A 20,397-nucleotide genomic window follows, 5' to 3' on the forward strand; every position below is an offset into this window, starting at 1 on the left:
AATGTTTGGCACCCATTATTATGGTTCGAAGTCAACATACCTTGGCAGGGTTGTGTTTACCAAATCACGCTTTATTACCCAATGTTACGATTGACGGCTTAGTTAACTCCCTCACCAAACACCCAGCAAAATTCATGCTTTTCAAATAGTTAGGGTCGGCACTAGAAAAAGTACCGACCCTAATAACTCTTGCAGAGAGTAGCCTTGTAACAAACTGTTACCGAGCCTGGCGACGGAGAAACGCAGGAATTTCAACCTGGTCTTCCTCTTTGAGTCGCTGATTTGGCTGAGCAGGGTTTGTCACGACACGACCCTGCGCATCAAGTTGACCCTGCTGAGGCTGATAACCGGCGTTTGGAGCAGGACGCTGCGGACGCGGAGCAAACTCATTGAGCGGAGAGCCTGAAGCAGGCATACCGGCATGAGATGACATCGGAGCCTGTGGCGCTGCCGGAGCACTCATGCGTGGCATGACCGGAAGATCCTGAGCTTCCATTTGCTGACGGGTCATCTGTGGAGCACGTGTTGGCGCAGGCTGATGCTGGGCAACTGGAGCAGCCTGTTCCCTTGGAGCGGCTTCGTGCGTATCAACGATATCGAGTTCGTCTTCACGACGGCCAAGACCAACGGCAGCCAGACGTTTCAGCAGGCTCATCGGGCGATTTTCATCGTCATGATGCCCGGCATCTGCTCCATTCCGATAGGCTTCCAGTTCGCGCTGAACGATTTCAGGAAGCTCATTCATATTCGGCATCATCCGGGCAGTGGTTTCGGGAACCTCGGCAACCGAAGGGATGAACGGAGCGGACGCATCGATATTGTCGCCAACAACCGCTTTCGGTGTATCGAAATCCTCATCAAACACCGGATCGCTTGCCGCTTCCGGTTTGAAAGAGGTGATCGAGATATCGGGGTCCTGAGCGGATGGACGGGAAACGACAGGCTTTTCAGGCTGGCGCAGAGCCGTCTCGATGCTCTGTTCAACGGCTGCTGTGACTTCTTTCTCCATGTCAAGATCAAGAGAAGGAGCTTTCGGAGCTTCGGGTTCATGAACAGCAGGCTGGGCGGCGACCGAGCCATGCAGGCGCTGATTAAGCTCTTTCATGCGCTGGTCCGCAGGAATGACATTTTCGATCAGAAGCTGATCAATTCCCGTGGCCACGACAGACACACGGATTACGCCCTCCATGCTCTCGTCGAAAGTCGCACCGAGAATGATGTTGGCATCCTCGTCAACTTCTTCGCGAATGCGGGTTGCCGCTTCATCCACTTCGAACAAGGTGAGATCCTTGCCGCCAGTGATCGAGATGAGCAGGCCTTGAGCCCCTTTCATGGAAATATCATCAAGCAACGGATTGGCAATTGCCGCTTCTGCTGCTGCAAGGGCACGTCCCTCACCGGATGCTTCGCCGGTTCCCATCATGGCTTTGCCCATGGCACGCATGACCGAACGCACATCAGCGAAGTCCAGATTGATGAGGCCCTCTTTGACCATCAGATCGGTAATGCAGGCAACGCCAGAATAGAGAACCTCGTCCGCCATGGAGAAAGCGTCAGCAAAAGTCGTTTTCTCATTGGCGATGCGGAAAAGATTCTGGTTCGGAATGACGATCAGAGTGTCGACATTCTTCTGCAACTCTTCAATGCCGGCTTCGGCAAGGCGCATGCGGCGCTGACCTTCAAAATGGAACGGCTTGGTGACCACCCCAACAGTCAGGATGCCCTGTTCGCGCGCGGTCCGCGCAATGACAGGAGCAGCACCGGTGCCCGTTCCACCACCCATACCAGCGGTGATGAAAACCATGTGAGATCCATCGAGATGATCATTGATTTCATCAATCACCTCTTCAGCCGCAGCGCGACCCACTTCAGGCTGAGATCCGGCACCAAGACCCTCCGTCACCGCAATGCCCATTTGCACGATGCGCTCTGCTCTGGACTGTGTCAGAGCCTGCGCGTCTGTGTTGGCCACCACGAAATCGACGCCCTGCAAACCGGTGTCAATCATGTTGTTAACGGCATTTCCGCCCGCACCACCGACACCGAACACCGTAATCCTCGGTTTCAATTCGGTAATATCGGGCATCTTCAAATTGATGGACATTGTACCCTCATCTCACTGCATGGATCGAATTGCTACCGATCTCAATCCGCCTGTTATGAAGTTCCCTGAACTCAAGGCAACTTCGGCTACTCTACTCACTTCAAAGCTGGGATACAGGACGAATCATCGTCAACAAACATAACCCAACCTATTGATTCCGATCAACGATTCACAAATGTTTCACGCACTTATCCGACCGAAATCAGAAGCTCTCCTTAAACCACCGTCCCATTCGAAACAGATAGCCGTCCGTGCCAGTCAATTTCGGCTTGACTGTCACTCTTTCAAATTTCTCAATCTGGGCGACTTGCGGATAAATCAGCAAACCAACCGCAGTTGCAAAAGCAGGCCCCTTGCCACTTTCCGGCAAACCTGCAACACCGAGCGGACGCCCCAGACGCACATTGCGTCCCAATATCCGCCGTGCCGTTTCAACCATGCCGGTAAGCTGGCTCGCCCCACCGGTCAGAACGACCCGTTTTCCGACATGTCCTGAAAAACCCGACTCTTCGATCCTGTCCCTCACAACCTCAAGAATCTCTTCGACTCTTGGCTTGATGATCCGGGTCAGAGACGCCTTTGGCACCTGATTGAACAGGTCTCTGTCGTCATCCCCGACCGGTGGCACCGCAACCAGCTCCTGATCATCAGACAGGGAAAGGAGTGCGCTGCCATATAGGGTCTTGATGCGTTCCGCGTCGGCGAGCCGGGTCGACAGACCCCGCGCCAGATCCATCGTCACATGATGACCGCCCATGGCAATCGCATCGGAATGAACAAACTGCCCGTTGGTAAAAATCGAAATCGAGGTGGTCCCCCCGCCAAGATCAACGCACGCCACGCCGAGTTCGGCTTCATCATCCACCAGACAGGACAGACCGGAGGCATAAGGCGTTGCGACCATCATTTCGACCTGCAAATGGCACCGATTGATGCAAAGCTCCAGGTTCTTGAGAGGCGCGGTTTGTGCAGTAACCACATGCATGTCGACAGCCAGATCATCCCCGAGCATGCCGCGCGGATCCTGAATGCCCCGGCCCCCATCCAGCGAATAGCCGATTGGCATGGAATGAACCACAGTCCGGTCCAGCGTCAGAAGATGGCTTGCTCCGGCCTGCAAAACCCGGCGAATATCAAGGTCATCCACCTCATGGCCGCTAAGGGACACCGAGGCGCTCAGCGTATCGCTGTTCAGCCGCCCACAAGACACATTCACGATCAGCGACTGCACCGTCATGTCAGCCTGCTGTTCAGCCGCATCAACTGCCAGACGAATTGAATTCTCAGCCTGCTCGAGATCCACCACAACACCGGACTTGATGCCGCGGGCCTGATGCAGTCCGAAGCCCAGAACCTGAATGGAATGGGTACGGTGTGGCAGCGCATCGCCATGAGGGCGTGGATGCAATCTTGCAATTATGCAGCAGATCTTTGTCGAACCGACATCAAGGATCGTGATGATTTGCGAGCGTTTGTAAATCAGGTGGCGTCCATGCCCGTTGCGTTTACCCAAAGAGGAACCGATCATGTCTGCACCTCTTGCGGAATTTTTGCACCAAGCGTACGCAGCGCAGCACGGCGCTTTGCAGCGGCATCCTTGCTCATGCGCACAAAAGTCCGATCTTCAAGGCGCATATCAACAACAGTGATATCCTTGCGGGAAAGCGAGCCGTCTTCATCAAAGGCAATCAACTTCTCCAGTGCGTCCGCAACTCCAATTTCCGGCAATTTGGCCTGAACACCATTCTTGAAATAGATGTCCCAGCGACGTTCGGACACATAAACGATGGCCCGCGACTTGCGTGCAAGCGAGGGATACTGAGCCAGCAGCTCGAACATAGAGGCAGCCTGACGCTGTGCCCCATGCCCCACAACCAAAGGCAGGTTGGCAAATTCGGGATCGATATGATCGGACAGCACAGATCCGTCATAAGAAATCACCGACAGAAACTCACCCCGCTGCCAGAGCGCAAAAGGCTTCTGCTCGCGCACCATCACCTGCAACTTGTTGGGATAAAGCTTCTGGACGGAGGCCTCCGCAATCCAGCTCATGTTCTCGAGCTTCTTGCGACCATCATAGGCATCGAAAGTCAGCAGCGAGCTATCTTCATTGATACCCAGGACGCGCAGGATTTCCGCTTCGGTCACTTCTTTCTGACCGGAAATAAGCACCGCCTCGATCTTCAACCCGAAAACAGAGGAAACCTTTTCAAGAGTAGTCTGGTTTTCACCACCGATCGACGCACCATAAAGGATCGTTATCCCGAACAGGCCAAGGGTCAAACCCCAACCGAAACCATTTGGAATCCATTCCTCGGCAATCGGGATAATCCGCCGATAAAAGGGGAGCCGACGTTGCTCATAGGCATAGGCGCGGGAATCGAGCACGGATTTCTGCTGTGCAGACCCCTTGCCTTTCCGTTCGCCTTTTATCTTTTTGCCAATCAACGACCGCACGAAGCGTCCTCCACCATCCAGCTAACCAGATCTTCAAAGCTCATACCCATGGTCTTGGCCATATCCGGCACCAGAGACGTCGGCGTCATGCCCGGCTGGGTATTCACTTCCAAACAAATGACCTCACCATCATCACCGACAGTTTCGTCGTAGCGGAAATCGGCTCGCGAAATGCCACGACATCCTAACGCTTGGTGAGCTTTTATGGTTAACGATTGAATATATTCGTAAATATTCGGTTTAAGATCGGCCGGTAAAATGTGTGTCGAGCCACCGGGAGCATATTTTGCATCAAAATCGTAGAATGTATCGTTGTTGGAAACGATGTCGATGATGTCGAGCGCCTTGTCGCCCATCGCCGCACATGTCAACTCCCGCCCGGGAATGAAGCGCTCAACCATGACAATGTCGCCATAGGGCCAATCAGCAGAATAAAGCTCCTGCGGAGGATGAGCTTGGTCCTTGTTGACAATCAGCACCCCGAAGCTCGACCCTTCGCACACGGGTTTGATGACATAGGGTGTTGGCAACACATGGGCCTTGGCTGCCTCAAGCCGATGAACGACCTTCGCTTCGGCCACGGGGACCCCTGCCGCCTTCATGATTTCCTTGGCTTTTTGCTTGTTCATGGCCAGCGATGACGCCAAAACGCCACTGTGGGTATAAGCAATCCCCATAAACTCAAGCAGGCCCTGAATACAGCCATCTTCACCAAATGGGCCATGCAACGCATTAAAGGCAACATCCGGCTTCAGCTCTGACAAAACGGCGGAAATATCGCGCCCCACATCGACCCGGCTCACCTTGTAGCCAGATGCTTCAAGAGCGTTCGCGCATTCACCACCCGTACTTAAAGAAACAGGCCGTTCGGATGACCACCCTCCCATCAAAACAGCGACATGCTTTGCCATTGCCTACGCACCTTTCACTCCAGAAAATGAGACATCAAGGCCTCAACGCCTTTCTGGCTAAATCTTGCACGGCAACAGGACCACACTGTGGCAGGGCATTTTGCCATGCAATTTGCATTTCATCTCCATTGTTATGGTTAAAAATCCCTAACAAATCATAAGCGAGAATCACTTAAGCGGGCCTCAAACCCGCTATTGCGCCTAAAAGATGAGTAACGCACTGTATCAAGGTGTATTTTCTTTGTTGCAAATTGCCGAATTTGGCTCTTTTGCGCAGAAGTGGGCGAACCATTTCTTTTCCAGCGCCCGAACAATATCGATATCCAAATGTTGTGCAAAAAGTAGAAGATGAGCAAAAAGATCCGCGACCTCACTTTGAACAGCGACGGAGATTTCGGCCTCACTTCTGCCGCGTTTCCTCCCTCGCCCGCTCATACTCAAAAATGCAGCATTGAGTTCACCCAATTCTTCAGCAAGCTTTGCCAGATGCCAAAGATCGTCACGATCAATATCAAAGCGCTCAGCATAGATATCAGAAACCCTGACTATCTTGTCTGAAAGGCTGGCCAGCGTGACGTTGGCAGTGTCGTTGTTCATTTTCCCGTTGCCTAAACAGTTTCATGGAGTCATGACCTGAATAGCACTTTCCAACAAAGGAACAAAAGAAGAACTAATTATTTATCCTCGAGAAATGGCTTGATCACGACACCTTCCGGGAAATTGCCAATCCGCTTGATTTCCCAATGCAGCTCAATGCCGGTCATTGCGCGAACCTTTCCACGCACCATCTCGCCAAGCCGCTCGATGTCTTCGGCGGTCGCATCACCCAGATTAAGCAGGAAATTGGTGTGTTTCTGGGAAACCTGTGCCCCACCAAGCTTGAAGCCCCGAAAACCGGCTTCATCGACCAGCTTCCATGCACTCATGCCATCGGGATTTCGGAAAGTCGACCCACCCGTACGTTCCTTGGTTGGCTGATTGTCTTCCCTATAGGCCGAAACTTCGTCCATCTCGGCCTTCAAGGCTTTTGCTTCTCCGGGCTCACCCTGAAAGGTTGCCTCGGTAAAAATATAGTCGGACGGCGCATTGCAGGACCGATATCCATGCCCCAAATCGTCTGGCGTCAGGTCATGAATATGACCTTTGCGGTCCACCGCCCGTGCCCCAAGCAGCCGATCCTTTGTCTCAGAACCATGCGCCCCTGCATTCATCCGCAAGGCACCGCCGATTGCGCCCGGAATACCCTTGTAGAAGCTGAACCCGGCAACGCCCTGCCGCGCCATCTGGCTGGCAAACCTCATGTCGGGCATGGCCGCACCAACCTTGACCACAAGATCGTCGGTCACCGAAACATCGCTGAAAGCTTTGCCCGAAAGGCGAATGACAACCCCTTCAACGCCTCCATCCCGCACCAGAAGATTGGAACCCAGTCCGATGACCGTCACCGGAATCTCTTCAGGCAGGTTTTTCAGGAAAAAAGCCAGATCCGCTTCATCTGCCGGATTGAAAAAGAGCTGAGCCGGTCCGCCCACCCGGAACCAAGTAAAGGGCGCGATATCAAAATTGGACGAAAGCCGTCCGCGCACCTGTTCGGTCCAGCTACCAAAGCCGGCAAGAAGATCATCAAATGCCATGCATTCCACCTGTCAGTCTTTTGCGAGCGCCTTGAGAGCCGTTTCCAACCCGTTCGCCCAAGTGGTGATGCTACCCGCACCGAGACAAACGACATAGTCCCCCGGCTCGGCGATTGCACGTATCCTGGCAGCCAACCCATCCGCAGGACCAAGCAAGGCCGCATTGCGGTGACCATGGCTTTTCAGACCTTCAACCAGTGCATCGGCATCGACACCTTCAATAGGCTTTTCTCCAGCCGGATATACATCGGCCACCAGCACGTGATCGGCAATATTCATACAGGTGCAGAAATCTTCAAAGTGATTTTGCAGACGGGTATAACGGTGAGGTTGCATCACGGCGATCACCTTGCCTTGACTTGCCTGACGCGCCGCCCGCATCACCGCCGCAATCTCGACCGGATGATGAGCATAGTCATCGATGATTTCAATGCCGTTCCAGTTCCCGACATGAGTGAAACGCCGTTTCACGCCACCAAAGCTGGAAAGCCCTTTGCGGATATCGTCTGCCGAGATACCAAGATCATGTGCAACAGCAATCGCCGCCGTCGCATTGGCCACATTATGTTCGCCGGGCATGGGCAGAACCAGCCCCGAAATCTCTTCAACCTCACCAGCACGCCGGTCTCTGATTTCTACCGTAAATCGACTGACGCCCCCTTCCGAACGTAAATCCTTATAGCGCACGTCGGCTTGCGGGTTTGTCCCATAGGTTACAATACGGCGATCCTCGATCTGACCGACAAGGGTCTGAACCACCGGATGGTCAAGACACATGGCCGCAAATCCATAAAAGGGTACATTCTCGACAAAGGCACGAAACGCATCCTTGACTGCATCATAGTCACCATAATGGTCCAGATGTTCGGCATCGATATTGGTCACAATCGCAATATCGGCGGGCAGCTTGACAAAGGTTCCGTCAGACTCGTCCGCTTCCACCACCATCCAGTCACCGCCCCCCATCCGGGCATTGGTGCCATAGGCATTGATGATGCCACCATTGATGACGGTAGGGTCTGTCCCGCCAGCATCAAGCAACGCGGCGACAAGCGACGTGGTTGTTGTCTTGCCGTGGGTGCCGCCAACCGCAATTGATGATTTGAACCGCATCAGTTCAGCCAGCATTTCAGCGCGGCGCACAACCGGTAGAAGACGCGCACGGGCTTCCTTGAGTTCCGGATTGTCCGGTTTGATGGCGGAAGACACCACAACCACTTCTGCATCGCCAATATTCTCGGCAGCATGGCCAACCATCACCTTGATGCCCTGCTCCCGCAGACGCACCACATTGGCGCCTTCAGAGATATCGCTGCCCTGAACTTCATATCCAAGATTGAGCAGAACTTCCGCAATGCCGGACATGCCGATCCCGCCAATCCCGACAAAATGCACCGGGCCAATATTTTGAGGCATTTTCATTTGGCATCTCCTGAAGTCTTCGCCATCGTCTCTACCAGATCCGCCAGGCGTTCTGCGGCATCAAGTTTCCCTTGTGCCCGCGCTGCCTTGGCTGCATCACTCAATTTGTCCGGATTTGCTATCAGCTCTTCAAGCAAATCGGAAATCTCATTAGGCCGTAATCCGCGCTGTTGCAAGACCCACGCCGCGCCTGCCTCTTCCAGAACCATCGCATTGGCATGCTGATCCTGATCGAGAGTTCCGGGCAACGGCACCAGAATGGAGGGGCGTCCGATGGCAGCCAGCTCACTGATCGATGAAGCACCAGAGCGACAAACAACCAGATGTGCCTTTGCAATCTGGCCCGGCAAATCGGCAAAGAAGGGTGCAAGATCTGCCTTGAGCTCCAATTCCCGATATCCCACCTTGACCTTCAGAAGGTCTTCCTTGCGGCATTGCTGGACAAGCCGGATACGATCCCGGATATCCTTGGGCAAACGCCCCAAGGCCCCGGGCATATATTCAGAGAAAAAGCGCGCCCCTTGCGAACCGCCAAAGACCACAAGCCGGATTTCGCCATCATACGTCAATGGCTCGAAATCAATCCTTGCCGCCTCGGCAACCATTGGCCGCACGGGATTGCCTGTCAGAGTGATCTTGCCTTCAAGTCCCTCGGCCCCCTTTTTGATGGGGAAACTCGCGGCGATGGCGCTCACACCCTTGCCGAGAAAGCGGTTGGCGCGGCCCATCACGGAATTCTGCTCGTGCAGGATGGAGGGAACACCGCCAAATCGGGCAGCAAGGATCGGAGGTACCGTCGGATAACCACCAAACCCGACCACGACATCGGGTTTGATTTCCTTGAGCACCTTGCGTGCTGCCAACACCCCTTTCATCAGGGTCATCACGGCTTTTGCCATCTTGAGTGGATTGCGCACAGAAGGCGTTGCGGAAGGAATAATTCTCACGCTCGTGGCAGGAAAGTCATGACCATATTGCTCCGCCCGACCATCGGTCGCCAAATGAACATCCCACCCTCGCGCGATGAGCGCATGCGCGAGCGCCTGCGCCGGAAAGAGATGGCCGCCGGTTCCCCCTGCGGTCAGCAAGATTGTCTTTGTCATGGATATTTCCCGCAAAAAAGGGGCTCCCTCAAAAATGGCAAGCCAGTCTATTCATAGGGCTCGAAAAACTGCCTTCTCTCTAAACCCACTTCTGGGCGTTTTCGCGTCAGCGCCAGAAGAAAGCCCACAGTCATGGCGACTGAGAGAAGCGACGATCCACCATAGGAAATGAAGGGCAATGTCATGCCCTTGGCTGGCATCAATTTCAAATTCACGCCGATATTGATAACCGCCTGAAGCCCGAACAGCAATGTCAAACCGGCAATGGCCAGTCTGCGAAACAGATCCTGCGTATTGAGAGCCTGTTTCAAAGAGCGCACCACAATGAACAGATAAACCGCGATCAGTAACATGCAAACGATGATACCAAATTCCTCGGCCAGAACCGCAAAGATGAAGTCGGTATGAGAGTCCGGCAGAACGCGCTTGACCATCCCCTCGCCCGGCCCGACACCAAGCCAGCCCCCCCGAACAATCGCCTCCATCGCGGTGTCAACCTGATAGGTATCACCTGTGGTTGGATCAAGAAAGCGGTTGATCCTGCCAGTGACATGGGGCACGAGGAAATAGGCCATCGTAAGCCCGCCAACGCCAAGCCCGGCAAATAGGAATATCCAGAATAGCGGCATTCCCGCCATAAAAAACAGCCCCGCCCAGACCAGCGCCAACAGGATCGTCTGGCCAAAGTCAGGCTGCGCAATAAGCAAAGCAACCGATATCAGGAAGATTATGATCGAAAACAGAATGCCCGGTATTTCGGGCCTGCGATCATTTTCTGCAAAAAGCCAGGCAACGATGACAACAAAGGCCGGTTTCAGAAATTCCGATGGCTGCAACGAGAAACCCGCAACAATAATCCAGCGCTGGGCCCCTTTTGCTGAAAAGCCGAAAAGCAACGTCAGCACCATCCCCAGGAGAGACAGGATCAAAACGACGAGCGCCAACCTGCGGATGCCGCGAGGGGTGAGAAATGTGATACTGATCATCACCCCAAACGCGATGGGTAGAAACAGGGCGTGTCGCTTGAGAAAATGAAAGGAATCCAGCCTGAGCCGTTCTGCGACGGCGGGACTTGCGGCCATAGACAATACAAGGCCAGCAAATAGAAGAAGCACAAGCGCAATCAACGTCGGACGGTCAATCGTCCACCACCATTCCGTCAGCAGATTTTTCCGCGTTCGGCGCATTGTCACTCCCCAACCGGTCGATGAGAAAGATCAACCTCGACCGTTCCACTTGCAAGATAGGCAGCAACAGCCTCTCGGAAAATGTCGCCCCGTTTCATGAAATTGGGAAACTGATCAAAGGATGCACAAGCCGGAGAAAGAAGAATGACCCGTTCTCCCGAGCTCATGCTCTCTTCCTTGCAAGCCTTCACGGCATCCGATAGCGCCACATCCATATGCCCACAAAGATGGAAGGCGACACCGTTCCGGGAAAGGGTCTCGGCAAAAGCTTCCGAAGACGCCCCAATCAGATAGGCATGCTTCACGTGGGAAAACAGATCGGTCAGACTTTCGATACCACCAGCCTTGGCAAGCCCGCCAACGATCCAGTGAACCTCCGGGAAGGCAGCCAGCGCACGGGACGCGGCATCGGCATTGGTGGCTTTGGAGTCATTGATAAACAATAGCCCGTCCTTCGCTCCCACCTCTTCCATCCGGTGTTCCAGCCCGCCAAAGGACTTGAGACCATGCGCCAGAGCTGCGGGCGCCAAATCAAGCTGACGCACGACAGCAACCGCTGCCGCCGCATTTTGCGCGTTATGCGTTCCACGCAAGGCACGCGCCTGATCGAGATTGAACAGGAAATCACCTTCCATGCTTTGCAAAATGCCATCGGGAGCCGCCATCATCGCCCGCTCATTGCCAAAGCCAGAAATAGTCACAACAGCCCGCCCCTTGAGCCTTAGATTGCTGGCCACATTGGCACACAGCCGGTCATCAAGGCCAATCACGGCAAGATCGGAAGACGAAACCATCCGAGACTTGATGCGGGCATAGCTCATCAGGTCTCCGTGGCGATCAAGGTGATCGGCGGAAATATTCAGAAGAACCCCAATCGATGGATTGATCGTTGGTGCCAGATCGATCTGGAAGGAAGACACCTCGATGACATAGATCCGGTCGGTCACAAACGGTTCCAGCGCCAGAATGGGTGTGCCGATATTCCCCCCCATCTGCACATCAAGCCCGGCTTCTTTCAGAAGATGCGAAACCAGCGCCGTTGTCGTGGACTTACCGTTGGTTCCCGTGATGGCGATGAAAGGACAATCAGCCCCTTGAGCATTCCGCTCGCGACAGAATAGCTCGATGTCTCCGATGACCTCGACACCGGCCTCTTTTGCATATTGAACGCTCCAGTGCGGTTCAGGATGAGTGAGCGGAACCCCCGGAGCCAGAACCAGAGCGGAAAATTGCGACCAATCGGCATTGCGCAGATCCATGACGTCCACGCCATCGATTGCGGCAGCCTTGTTCCGGCTTTCTTCCTTGTCGTCATAGGCAAACACCAATGCGCCACCTGCCGCAAGGGCCTCAAGCGTCGCAAGGCCACTGCCGCCAAGCCCGAATACCGCAACCTTTTTATCTTTGAAAATGGTAATCGGGATCATCTTGTTCCTCATTCTTGCAAAATAAACGACCAGTCTTCGACCCTACTCCCTGCCAACCGAGACAGGGGCACATAACACTAGCGCAATTTGAGGGTTGCCAGACCGATCAGCGCCAACACCACAGCAATAATCCAGAAGCGAATAACCACCTGAGGTTCGGTCCATCCCTTATGTTCGAAGTGATGATGAATCGGAGCCATGCGGAAGACCCGTCGTCCGGTGAGTTTAAAGGACGCAACCTGAATGATGACTGAAACGGCCTCGAGCACAAACAGCCCGCCCACGATTGCCAGAACCAACTCGTGTTTCGTCACGACAGAAATGGCACCCAGCATGCCGCCGAGGGCCAGGGAGCCCGTATCGCCCATGAAAATCGCAGCAGGTGGAGCATTGAACCACAAGAACCCCAGACCAGCACCAACCATCGCTCCGCAAAGCACGAGCAATTCACCGGTTCCGGGCACATAATGGATCTGAAGATAGTCAGCAAAAATCTCGTTACCCGACAGATAGGCAATCACACCAAAGGTGGCGCTGGCGATCATCACCGGCACAATGGCCAATCCATCCAGTCCGTCAGTGAGATTGACCGCATTGCCAGCACCCACGATCACAAACAGACCAAAGGGGACAAAGAACCAGCCAAGATCAAGCAGGATATCCTTGAAAAACGGAAAGGTGACGGTCGTCGCGAAAGGCGCCTCGCCCAGCTTTGCAACCGCAAGACAGGCCATGCCCGCAATCAGGGCCTCGATCGCCAGTCGGACCCGACCGGAAAAACCTTTGTGAGAAGACCGTGAAACCTTCAGATAATCATCATAGAAACCGATAAGGCCAAAGCCGATCGTAACGAAAAGCACGATCCAGACATAGGAATTGGCCCAGTTTGCCCAAAGCAGGGTCGCCATGATGAGGCCGCTGAGAATCATCAGCCCGCCCATGGTCGGCGTTCCCTTTTTCGTCAAGAGATGGCTTTGCGGCCCGTCCTCGCGAATAGGTTGCCCCTTGCCCTGACGAACCCTCAGGGCCTTGATGATCGTCGGCCCGAACATGAACACGAACAAAAGCGCGGTAATGATGGCACCAGCCGTCCTAAATGTGAGATAACGGAATACGTTAAATACAGAAATTTGATCCGAAATTTCAACAAGATACATAAGCATCTCAAATACAGGCCTTTCAATATCAGCGCCGGGTCAAGATCCGGTGCGTCCTTCAAATCTATCCAACAATGCGGTTACGACAGGTCCCATTTTTGAACCTAGTGATCCCTTCACCATGACCACATCGCCCGCACAAATATCATCTGCAAGCGGTGCAATGAGATCCGCCGATGCTTTAGCATAGGTGCCGCGCATTGCGATAGGTACTTTTTCCAATAGGTGAGCCATCTCCGGACCGCAGAGATAGACGAGATCGATATTTGCTTTCATCAGCGGATCAATCAAGCCTTCATGCAACGCTGCGCTGTCTTCACCCAGTTCCAGCATATCGCCCAACACGGCAATTTTGCGCCTGACGGTCCCCATCAGACCCAGCGCTTGCAAGGCAGCCGCGACCGAAGAAGGATTGGCATTGTAGCTCTCATCGACAAGCAGAAAGGATCCGTCCCCGACGGAAAGCTCATGCCGTTTACCACGCCCCTTGCTGGCCCCATGCCCTGACAGCGCCTGACATCCTGCCTCGGCGCTTCCGCCCACAAGCTCGACAGCACCAAGAACCGCAAGAGCATTCATCGCCAGATGCTCACCCGGTGCCCCGATATGGCAAGACAGGGAACGGCCAAACAGTGACAGGTCTAGATCGGACCCCTCCGGGCTCATTTTCAGGGATACACATCTGACATCGGCATCAGCGGCAGTCCCAAACCTGAAACGACAGTCTATGCCCTGCCCTCTTGCCTTTTCGTCCAAAAAGGAGCTGAACGGGATGTCACCATTGAAAAGGACGGCCCCACCGGGAACCACGCCTTCGAAAATCTCCGCCTTCGCAGCTGCTATCTCGTCAATAGTCGCGAAATTGCCGATATGGGCCGCAACAATAGTGGTGATCATCGCCAGATCTGGCCTGACCATCCCAATCAGGCGTCTGATTTCGCCGGGATGGTTCATTCCGACTTCGAAAATGCCAAAATCGGTATCCTGTGGCATCCGCGCCAGGGTCACAGGCACGCCCCAATGATTGTTGAAAGAAGAGACGGCAGCGTGCACTTTGCCGCTTGGCTTCAGCGCCGCCCAAAGGGCATCCTTCGTGCTTGTCTTGCCGACACTGCCGGTGATCGCGATCACCTTGCCCGACATGCGCTCACGGGCTGCCTGCCCGAGCCGCTCCAACGCCTCGAGCACATCCTCGACAAAAACCACCCGTTCGGACAGATCCGGGAATTCTTTCCTTTGTGCGGTTTCCAGCACAACAACGCTCGCCCCGGCTCCAAGTGCTGCGCGCGCGAATGCGTGACCGTCAAACCGCTCACCCTTGATTGCGAAAAAGGCATCCCCCGGCTGAACCGTGCGACTGTCAATCGAAATACCTTCGACATCCTCGATCAAACCGGGCTGTTCACTCGGTGCAATGGCGGCAATAAAATCCGCTGATGACCAAAGTGGGTTCAAATTTCCTCTCCCTTGCCCGTGTCAATCAAGGCCTTGCCAATGGCTTCATGATCCGAGAACGGCAATATTTCGCCTGCAATCGACTGCCCGCGCTCATGCCCTTTGCCAGCAACGAGCAGAATATCTCCGGCCTTCATCATATCCACTGCAAATGTGATCGCATCCTGACGACCGCCGATTTCTACCCCATTCTCAACAGTTTCCATGACAGCGGCACGAATGGTTGCAGGATCTTCTGACCGGGGATTGTCATCCGTGACAATGGCATAATCGGCAAAATCATTTGCTGCCTTGCCCATCATGGGGCGCTTGCCCGTATCGCGGTCCCCTCCCGCGCCAAAGACCACAATCAACCGGCCCTTGACGAACGGTCTCAAGGCCTTGAGCGCGACCTCCAGGGAATCAGGAGTATGGGAATAATCGACATAGATCGCCGTATCAGGCCCGGCATGTGCCACAAGCTCCATGCGGCCACAGGCCCCTTTGAGCTGAGCGATGCTTGCAAGAATGCCGGACGGCTCAAGACCACCGGCATAAGCCATCAACCCGGCAACCAGCGCATTTGATACCTGAAAGGCTCCGACAAGCGGAAGCTTGCATTCCACATCGCCCCAGAGGCCAGAAAGTGTCACTCTCTGATCAAGCCCCTCGACAACAATCGAGCGGATCACAAGATCGGCGTCCGGGCTCTGTCCAACCGTGAAGCATGAAAGCCCACGATCCTTGGCAAGCTTGAGGAAATGCGACCCGACAGGATCATCCAGATTGATGACGGCCGTCCCCCCGTCTCGCACCAGACGGGTGAATAACTGGGATTTGGCGTCGCGATAGGATTCAAATGTGCCGTGATAATCCAAATGATCGCGCGTCAGATTGGTGAAAGCCCCCACATCAACCGTAAGACAATCCAGTCTTTTCTGCTCAAGACCGTGACTTGACGCTTCAAGGGCCAGATGTGTGACACCCTCTTGGACGAGATGTTGAACGCTTTGCATCAATCCGACAGGATCGGGCGTGGTCAGACCGCCATAGACGCTCCCCTTTGGCCCTTCGATGCCGATCGTCCCAATATTGGCACCCTGCCTGCCATTTGCGGCCCATATCTGGCGCAAAAAGGAGGCAATGGATGTCTTGCCATTGGTGCCGGTGACCGCGGCCACATGCTCAAGGTCGGCTGAATAAAAGGCCCCTGCAAGACGTGCAAGAGCCAAATGAGGATCCTGAATTCGAAATATCGGCTTGGAACTCGGGTCGAAATCAAACGGCAATTTGGACTGATCCGAAATGAGAGCCAGAATGGCGCCTTGCTTCAAGGCCTGCGGGACGAACTTTGCGCCATCAACCTGCGAGCCGGGAACACCGACAAAGACAAACCCCTTTTCGACTTTGCGACTATCGGCAGTCACGCCTGCAACATGCTTTTCACCCAGATTGACCAATAGAAAATCTGCGATGGGTTCATCCAGAACGCCCAACAATTTAACCAAGTTCATTCAACAGTTCTCCGGCTCTATTATTGTCGACCGGCCTAAGCTTTAGAAGGATGCCTCAACTGTTGAAACAGTCTTTTCATCAAAACGGGGTTTAACCCCCAGGATTGAACCGATCCTTCGGATGACCGCACCTGCAAGAGGCGCAGTATTGACCCCGGCAGTGGCATACCCGTAAGTTTCTTTAAGACCCTTTGGTTCGTCCAGCATGACAAGAACCACATATTGGGGATCATCAATTGGAAATGCGGCCAGGTAGGAGTTGCGCAACCGATTGCTCGCATACTTGCCATCGATCACCTTCTCGGCGGTGCCTGTCTTGCCACCAACCAGATACCCGTCGACCCGACTACGTTTACCTGAACCCTTGACGGCATTCAAGCGCATAAGATAACGCACTTCGGCGCTGGTCTTATCGCTGATAATTCTCTCTCTTTCGCTATCCTGAAGCTTGTGTTTCCGCTTCAGGAAAGTCGGTTTGACATAAAGTCCGCCATTCACCAAGGCAGCGGCAGTTGCTGTGAACTGCAACGGGCTGACCTGAACCCCGTGTCCGAAACTGATTGTCATGGTAGACAGATCGGTCCATCTCTTTCCCTTCGGATAGACGGGAAGACGTGACTCCGGCAGTTCCGTCTGAACCCGTTCCAGCAAGTGCGCCTTGCGAAGGAATTCCTGATGGTTTTCCCGCCCGACCTTCAAGGCCATTTTTGCTGACCCGACGTTGGAGGAATAGACGAACACTTCTGGCACCGAGAGGATCTTTTTCTTGGCATGAAAATCACTGATGGTGCTGCCACTGACACGGATCGGTTTGCGCGCATCAAAACTGTCATTCAGATGCACACTGCCGGAATCAAGCGCCATTGCAACCGTCACGGTTTTGAACACGGACCCCATCTCATAAACGCCCGCCGTCATCCGATTGAGATGATCGGGCTTATTGACATCGACCGGATTGTTGGGATCAAAGTCGGGCAAGGAAGCCATGCCAAGCACTTCGCCATTCTTTGCGTCAAGCACGACACCAGCCGCAGCCATGGCCTTGAACTTGGTCATGCTCTTTTGCAATTCGTCCCGCAAGGCATGCTGAACCCGCAGATCGATGGAAAGCTGGATAGGGCCATTCCCAAGAGTGCTTTGCGACTCCGCCCTTTGCTCGTCATCCTCGCTCAGCACGGTGTCATCGACAAACTTCTCCATCCCCGCGATACCGGCATTATCGACATTGACAAGGCCGAGAATATGGGATGCTGTGCTGCCAGCAGGATAGAAGCGCTTGTTTTCGCTCAGAAAATCAAGACCTGGTATACCCTTTTCGTGGATTGCCTGCTGTTGGCGCGGCGTAATCTCCCGCTTGATCCATGCAAAGTTGGACTTCTTGTTGGAAAGGCGGGCTCGAAGCGTATCGGCATCGAGATCGGGAAAGACACTCAACACGCCTTCAATGGTCTCTTCAACATCAACAATCTTGTTCGGTTCGGCAAAAACCGATGCTGTCTTGATATCAGTCGCAAGAATTTCACCATTTCGGTCAACAAGATCAGGGCGAGTACTGGCAAGTTCTCCCTGTGCGACGGTATTTTTCCCGACAGCCTGCTGCTCCAGCCCCAACGCAACAAGGCGACCAAACATCAACAAGAAACAGCTGAAAAAGACCAGCATTGCAAAAAAAATGCGATCCCGCGTCGCCCGTGAACGCACCTTGTTCGCGCCCTCGAAGTCGAACCGATGACTGACCGATTTTGCAATGTCGAAATTTTGGGCCGCATCAACCATTCTCGTCCCCTATTGCGTTTTCACGGACTGAGGATGTGTCTGGTCCATCAGCGCCTCAAGATCATGCACGACAGCGCCCGGCATAAGCTCATCATCCCTGTCAGGCACATCGGACAAATCTCCGATCTGATAGGGCTCAATGCTTTTCAGCCCCAGTTTGTCGGTGAATTCATCGTTCAGCATTTGCACTCGTTCCGGACGGTTCAAATAGCTCCATTCGGCTTTGAGCAGCAGAAGCGCATCCTTTTCGTCCTGGATCTGCTTTTCCAATGTGGCGATTTTCTCCCCTTCCACCTTGGCCTCATGCTTGACCTGATAGAGCCAGAAGGCCCCGATCAAAACAAAAAGGAAGAGGAGAAAATTGATGAGTCTGCTCATGAACGGCCTCCAGAGCGGTTCTCCGCCAACATGTTGGGCAACCCAAGCCCGCGCGCATCTAGCATGTGAGGCGCTGCATCGGTCCTCAAACCAGCCCTAAGCTTGGCTGATCGGGAACGCGGATTGCGCGCCAATTCTTCTTCTTCAGGACCAACCCCGCCCTTGACGAGCATTTCGAAGCTTGGAGCTGCGAGGTCCTGCTCCGGCAAATATCTCGATCCGCCGGAATGGGTCTTGGAACGCTCCTGAAAGAAGCGTTTGACAATTCGGTCTTCAAGCGAATGGAAAGTCACAACCACAAGCTTTCCACCCGTTCCAAGGCAGAGCTCTGACGCAACCAAACCATCGACCAGTTCATCAAGCTCGCCATTGACGAAAATTCTGAGTGCCTGAAAGACACGGGTCGCGGGGTGTATTTTCTGGTGTGGCTTATGCCCGACCACCCGCTCGATCACATTCGCCAAATCGAGTGTTGTCGAGAAGGGCACCACACCGCGCCGTGCGACAATCGCACTGGCAATCCGCCGCGCCTGTTTCTCTTCACCCAGTTCGCGAAAAATCCGAACCAGTTCGCCCTCACTATATTCATTGACAATATCGGCAGCGGTGGGGCCACTTTGTGACATTCTCATGTCGAGCGGACCATTCTGCATGAAGGAGAAGCCACGCTCTGCCTCATCGAGTTGCATGGAGGAAACACCAATATCAAGAACGACACCATCAAGCGGTTCCTCAAGCGCTTGCCTGGCGATATCCGCCAGTTCACTAAAGCAACCCGCAACAAACTTGAACCGAGAACCATAGCGAGCCTCAAACTCGGTCGCCCTGACCAAGGCATCAGGATCACGGTCAACCGCCAGCACATTGGCTCCAGCCTGAAGAATGGCCTCGGAATATCCTCCATAGCCAAAGGTGCCATCAAGAATCCACTGACCCTCCCGCGGTGCAAGAGCATCGACAACAGCGTCAATCAGAACAGGTAGGTGACGGGCAGTATCGTCCTCGACATCAAGCCGTGAAGGATGGGTCATGCCTTGCCCTCCAGACCAGCCTCTCTTTGCGCGCGCCGTTTAGCCGCCATGGCCTTGCGCAAGGCCAGTGCCTGTCGAGTGGCTTCTGCAATATAGACTTCGTAACGTTCCGGGCTCCAAATCTGGAATTTATACCCGTGCCCCACAAAGACGACGCTATCGGTTATTCCGGTATGATCCTTGATCTTCTCACTGAGCACCACGCGTCCGTCCTTGTCGATTTTCAAATATTCGCTTTCACCCAGGAGAGCTGCACCTAGCATTTCCCTCTCTTCGGTAAAGCCATCAAACTCTTCCAGATGACTATCGATCTTCTTTCTTAGCTCTTTGCCACCGGCATCCACCGCCTCCAGCTCCAGAGATGGCGAACAAAACAAAGTCTCCAGACCATCGCGCGCAAGAACCTGCCGAAAGGACGCAGGGATAGAGACACGCCCCTTTGAATCCAGCCGATTAACAAATTTGGACACGAAATCGTCCATACGCACTGCCTTTTGAGAGCCAAACACCAGACTCGAATACTTGCCGACATCCTTCACCGAGAAATCCAGGTCATTTCTAACGATATGGTCCAGAGGATGCTAAATATGGGATACCATGGGATTTTATGGGCGTCAACGGATTCAAATGGAGTCAGAACGTTAGACAAGAGTCTCGCATTTTGAGAAGATCAATATTAACAAAGGGTTGATGAAGGGTCGAATTTATTGCTGCGACAAAATAAAATTGGGAAAAGTAATTTGGTCGAATGCGAAAGTCTACCGATTGTGCTGATTGAACATGCAGGCAGACACGAACAGCAAATCACTAGCTGCTTCGACAAAAATCGCGCAGTTTCGTAAGATCTCAATTAAGAACTCAA

17 protein-coding genes are annotated in these 20,397 nt (G+C 53.8%); all 17 read right to left on the bottom strand.

The features are described from left to right. Nucleotides 1-217: 217 nt before the first annotated feature. Nucleotides 218-2,104: a cell division protein FtsZ gene (ftsZ, locus tag ACHZB8_RS09955; RefSeq protein WP_316860108.1), complete on the bottom strand. Its 1,887-nt coding sequence runs from the start codon at nt 2,102-2,104 to the stop codon at nt 218-220. A gap of 202 nt (nt 2,105-2,306) precedes the next feature. Beyond that, entirely contained in the window at nt 2,307-3,632 is a 1,326-nt protein-coding gene (gene ftsA / locus ACHZB8_RS09960) for a cell division protein FtsA (RefSeq protein ID WP_316860109.1), read from the bottom strand. Further along, entirely contained in the window at nt 3,629-4,561 is a 933-nt protein-coding gene (locus ACHZB8_RS09965; protein WP_316860110.1) for an FtsQ-type POTRA domain-containing protein, read from the bottom strand. Before ACHZB8_RS09965 ends, ftsA begins: the two co-directional genes overlap by 4 nt. Further along, nucleotides 4,549-5,472 carry a D-alanine--D-alanine ligase gene (locus tag ACHZB8_RS09970; RefSeq protein ID WP_316860111.1) on the bottom strand — a complete coding sequence of 308 codons (924 nt, stop codon included), beginning with the start codon at nt 5,470-5,472 and terminating at the stop codon, nt 4,549-4,551. Before ACHZB8_RS09970 ends, ACHZB8_RS09965 begins: the two co-directional genes overlap by 13 nt. 225 nt (nt 5,473-5,697) lie before the next feature. Beyond that, entirely contained in the window at nt 5,698-6,069 is a 372-nt protein-coding gene (locus ACHZB8_RS09975) for a phosphoribosyl-ATP pyrophosphohydrolase (RefSeq protein WP_316860112.1), read from the bottom strand. A gap of 77 nt (nt 6,070-6,146) precedes the next feature. After that, a complete protein-coding gene (gene murB / locus ACHZB8_RS09980) occupies nt 6,147-7,106 on the bottom strand; it encodes a UDP-N-acetylmuramate dehydrogenase (RefSeq protein WP_316860113.1) in 960 nt (319 codons plus the stop codon). Between the two features lie 12 nt (nt 7,107-7,118). Beyond that, nucleotides 7,119-8,528, bottom strand: a complete 1,410-nt coding sequence (murC, locus tag ACHZB8_RS09985) for a UDP-N-acetylmuramate--L-alanine ligase (RefSeq protein ID WP_316860114.1) — start codon at nt 8,526-8,528, stop codon at nt 7,119-7,121. Further along, nucleotides 8,525-9,631, bottom strand: coding sequence for an undecaprenyldiphospho-muramoylpentapeptide beta-N-acetylglucosaminyltransferase (gene murG, locus ACHZB8_RS09990; RefSeq protein ID WP_316860115.1), 1,107 nt, complete (start codon nt 9,629-9,631; stop codon nt 8,525-8,527). Before murG ends, murC begins: the two co-directional genes overlap by 4 nt. Nucleotides 9,632-9,678: 47 nt before the next feature. Next, the gene (ftsW, locus tag ACHZB8_RS09995; RefSeq protein WP_316860116.1) at nt 9,679-10,818 is read right to left on the bottom strand and encodes a putative lipid II flippase FtsW; all 1,140 of its coding nucleotides are present in this window, start codon (nt 10,816-10,818) and stop codon (nt 9,679-9,681) included. Between the two features lie 2 nt (nt 10,819-10,820). Beyond that, nucleotides 10,821-12,245, bottom strand: coding sequence for a UDP-N-acetylmuramoyl-L-alanine--D-glutamate ligase (murD, locus tag ACHZB8_RS10000; protein WP_316860117.1), 1,425 nt, complete (start codon nt 12,243-12,245; stop codon nt 10,821-10,823). 77 nt (nt 12,246-12,322) lie between these two features. Continuing rightward, nucleotides 12,323-13,408: a phospho-N-acetylmuramoyl-pentapeptide-transferase gene (gene mraY, locus ACHZB8_RS10005; RefSeq protein WP_316860118.1), complete on the bottom strand. Its 1,086-nt coding sequence runs from the start codon at nt 13,406-13,408 to the stop codon at nt 12,323-12,325. 33 nt (nt 13,409-13,441) lie between these two features. Next, nucleotides 13,442-14,857, bottom strand: a complete 1,416-nt coding sequence (locus tag ACHZB8_RS10010) for a UDP-N-acetylmuramoylalanyl-D-glutamyl-2,6-diaminopimelate--D-alanyl-D-alanine ligase (RefSeq protein WP_316860119.1) — start codon at nt 14,855-14,857, stop codon at nt 13,442-13,444. Then, nucleotides 14,854-16,350, bottom strand: a complete 1,497-nt coding sequence (locus ACHZB8_RS10015) for a UDP-N-acetylmuramoyl-L-alanyl-D-glutamate--2,6-diaminopimelate ligase (RefSeq protein WP_316860120.1) — start codon at nt 16,348-16,350, stop codon at nt 14,854-14,856. The genes ACHZB8_RS10010 and ACHZB8_RS10015 overlap by 4 nt, the downstream gene beginning before the upstream one ends. A 42-nt stretch (nt 16,351-16,392) precedes the next feature. Beyond that, complete coding sequence (locus tag ACHZB8_RS10020; RefSeq protein ID WP_316860121.1) at nt 16,393-18,126, bottom strand: penicillin-binding protein 2; 1,734 nt, start codon at nt 18,124-18,126, stop codon at nt 16,393-16,395. A gap of 9 nt (nt 18,127-18,135) precedes the next feature. After that, complete coding sequence (locus ACHZB8_RS10025) at nt 18,136-18,504, bottom strand: hypothetical protein (RefSeq protein WP_316860122.1); 369 nt, start codon at nt 18,502-18,504, stop codon at nt 18,136-18,138. Further along, complete coding sequence (gene rsmH, locus ACHZB8_RS10030; RefSeq protein ID WP_316860123.1) at nt 18,501-19,535, bottom strand: 16S rRNA (cytosine(1402)-N(4))-methyltransferase RsmH; 1,035 nt, start codon at nt 19,533-19,535, stop codon at nt 18,501-18,503. Before rsmH ends, ACHZB8_RS10025 begins: the two co-directional genes overlap by 4 nt. Next, entirely contained in the window at nt 19,532-20,005 is a 474-nt protein-coding gene (locus ACHZB8_RS10035; protein ID WP_316860124.1) for a division/cell wall cluster transcriptional repressor MraZ, read from the bottom strand. The genes rsmH and ACHZB8_RS10035 overlap by 4 nt, the downstream gene beginning before the upstream one ends. Nucleotides 20,006-20,397: the final 392 nt, after the last annotated feature.

It is taken from the genome of uncultured Cohaesibacter sp. (assembly GCF_963556055.3).
Lineage (GTDB): Bacteria > Pseudomonadota > Alphaproteobacteria > Rhizobiales > Cohaesibacteraceae > Cohaesibacter.

Coding starts and splice junctions, on each gene's coding strand:
- ftsZ (WP_316860108.1), bottom strand. CDS start 2,104: ATGTCCATCAATTTGAAGATGCCCGATATTACCGAATTGAAACCGAGG.
- ftsA (WP_316860109.1), bottom strand. CDS start 3,632: ATGATCGGTTCCTCTTTGGGTAAACGCAACGGGCATGGACGCCACCTG.
- ACHZB8_RS09970 (WP_316860111.1), bottom strand. CDS start 5,472: ATGGCAAAGCATGTCGCTGTTTTGATGGGAGGGTGGTCATCCGAACGG.
- ACHZB8_RS09975 (WP_316860112.1), bottom strand. CDS start 6,069: ATGAACAACGACACTGCCAACGTCACGCTGGCCAGCCTTTCAGACAAG.
- murB (WP_316860113.1), bottom strand. CDS start 7,106: ATGGCATTTGATGATCTTCTTGCCGGCTTTGGTAGCTGGACCGAACAG.
- murC (WP_316860114.1), bottom strand. CDS start 8,528: ATGAAAATGCCTCAAAATATTGGCCCGGTGCATTTTGTCGGGATTGGC.
- murG (WP_316860115.1), bottom strand. CDS start 9,631: ATGACAAAGACAATCTTGCTGACCGCAGGGGGAACCGGCGGCCATCTC.
- ftsW (WP_316860116.1), bottom strand. CDS start 10,818: ATGCGCCGAACGCGGAAAAATCTGCTGACGGAATGGTGGTGGACGATT.
- murD (WP_316860117.1), bottom strand. CDS start 12,245: ATGATCCCGATTACCATTTTCAAAGATAAAAAGGTTGCGGTATTCGGG.
- mraY (WP_316860118.1), bottom strand. CDS start 13,408: ATGCTTATGTATCTTGTTGAAATTTCGGATCAAATTTCTGTATTTAAC.
- ACHZB8_RS10015 (WP_316860120.1), bottom strand. CDS start 16,350: ATGAACTTGGTTAAATTGTTGGGCGTTCTGGATGAACCCATCGCAGAT.
- ACHZB8_RS10020 (WP_316860121.1), bottom strand. CDS start 18,126: ATGGTTGATGCGGCCCAAAATTTCGACATTGCAAAATCGGTCAGTCAT.
- ACHZB8_RS10025 (WP_316860122.1), bottom strand. CDS start 18,504: ATGAGCAGACTCATCAATTTTCTCCTCTTCCTTTTTGTTTTGATCGGG.
- rsmH (WP_316860123.1), bottom strand. CDS start 19,535: ATGACCCATCCTTCACGGCTTGATGTCGAGGACGATACTGCCCGTCAC.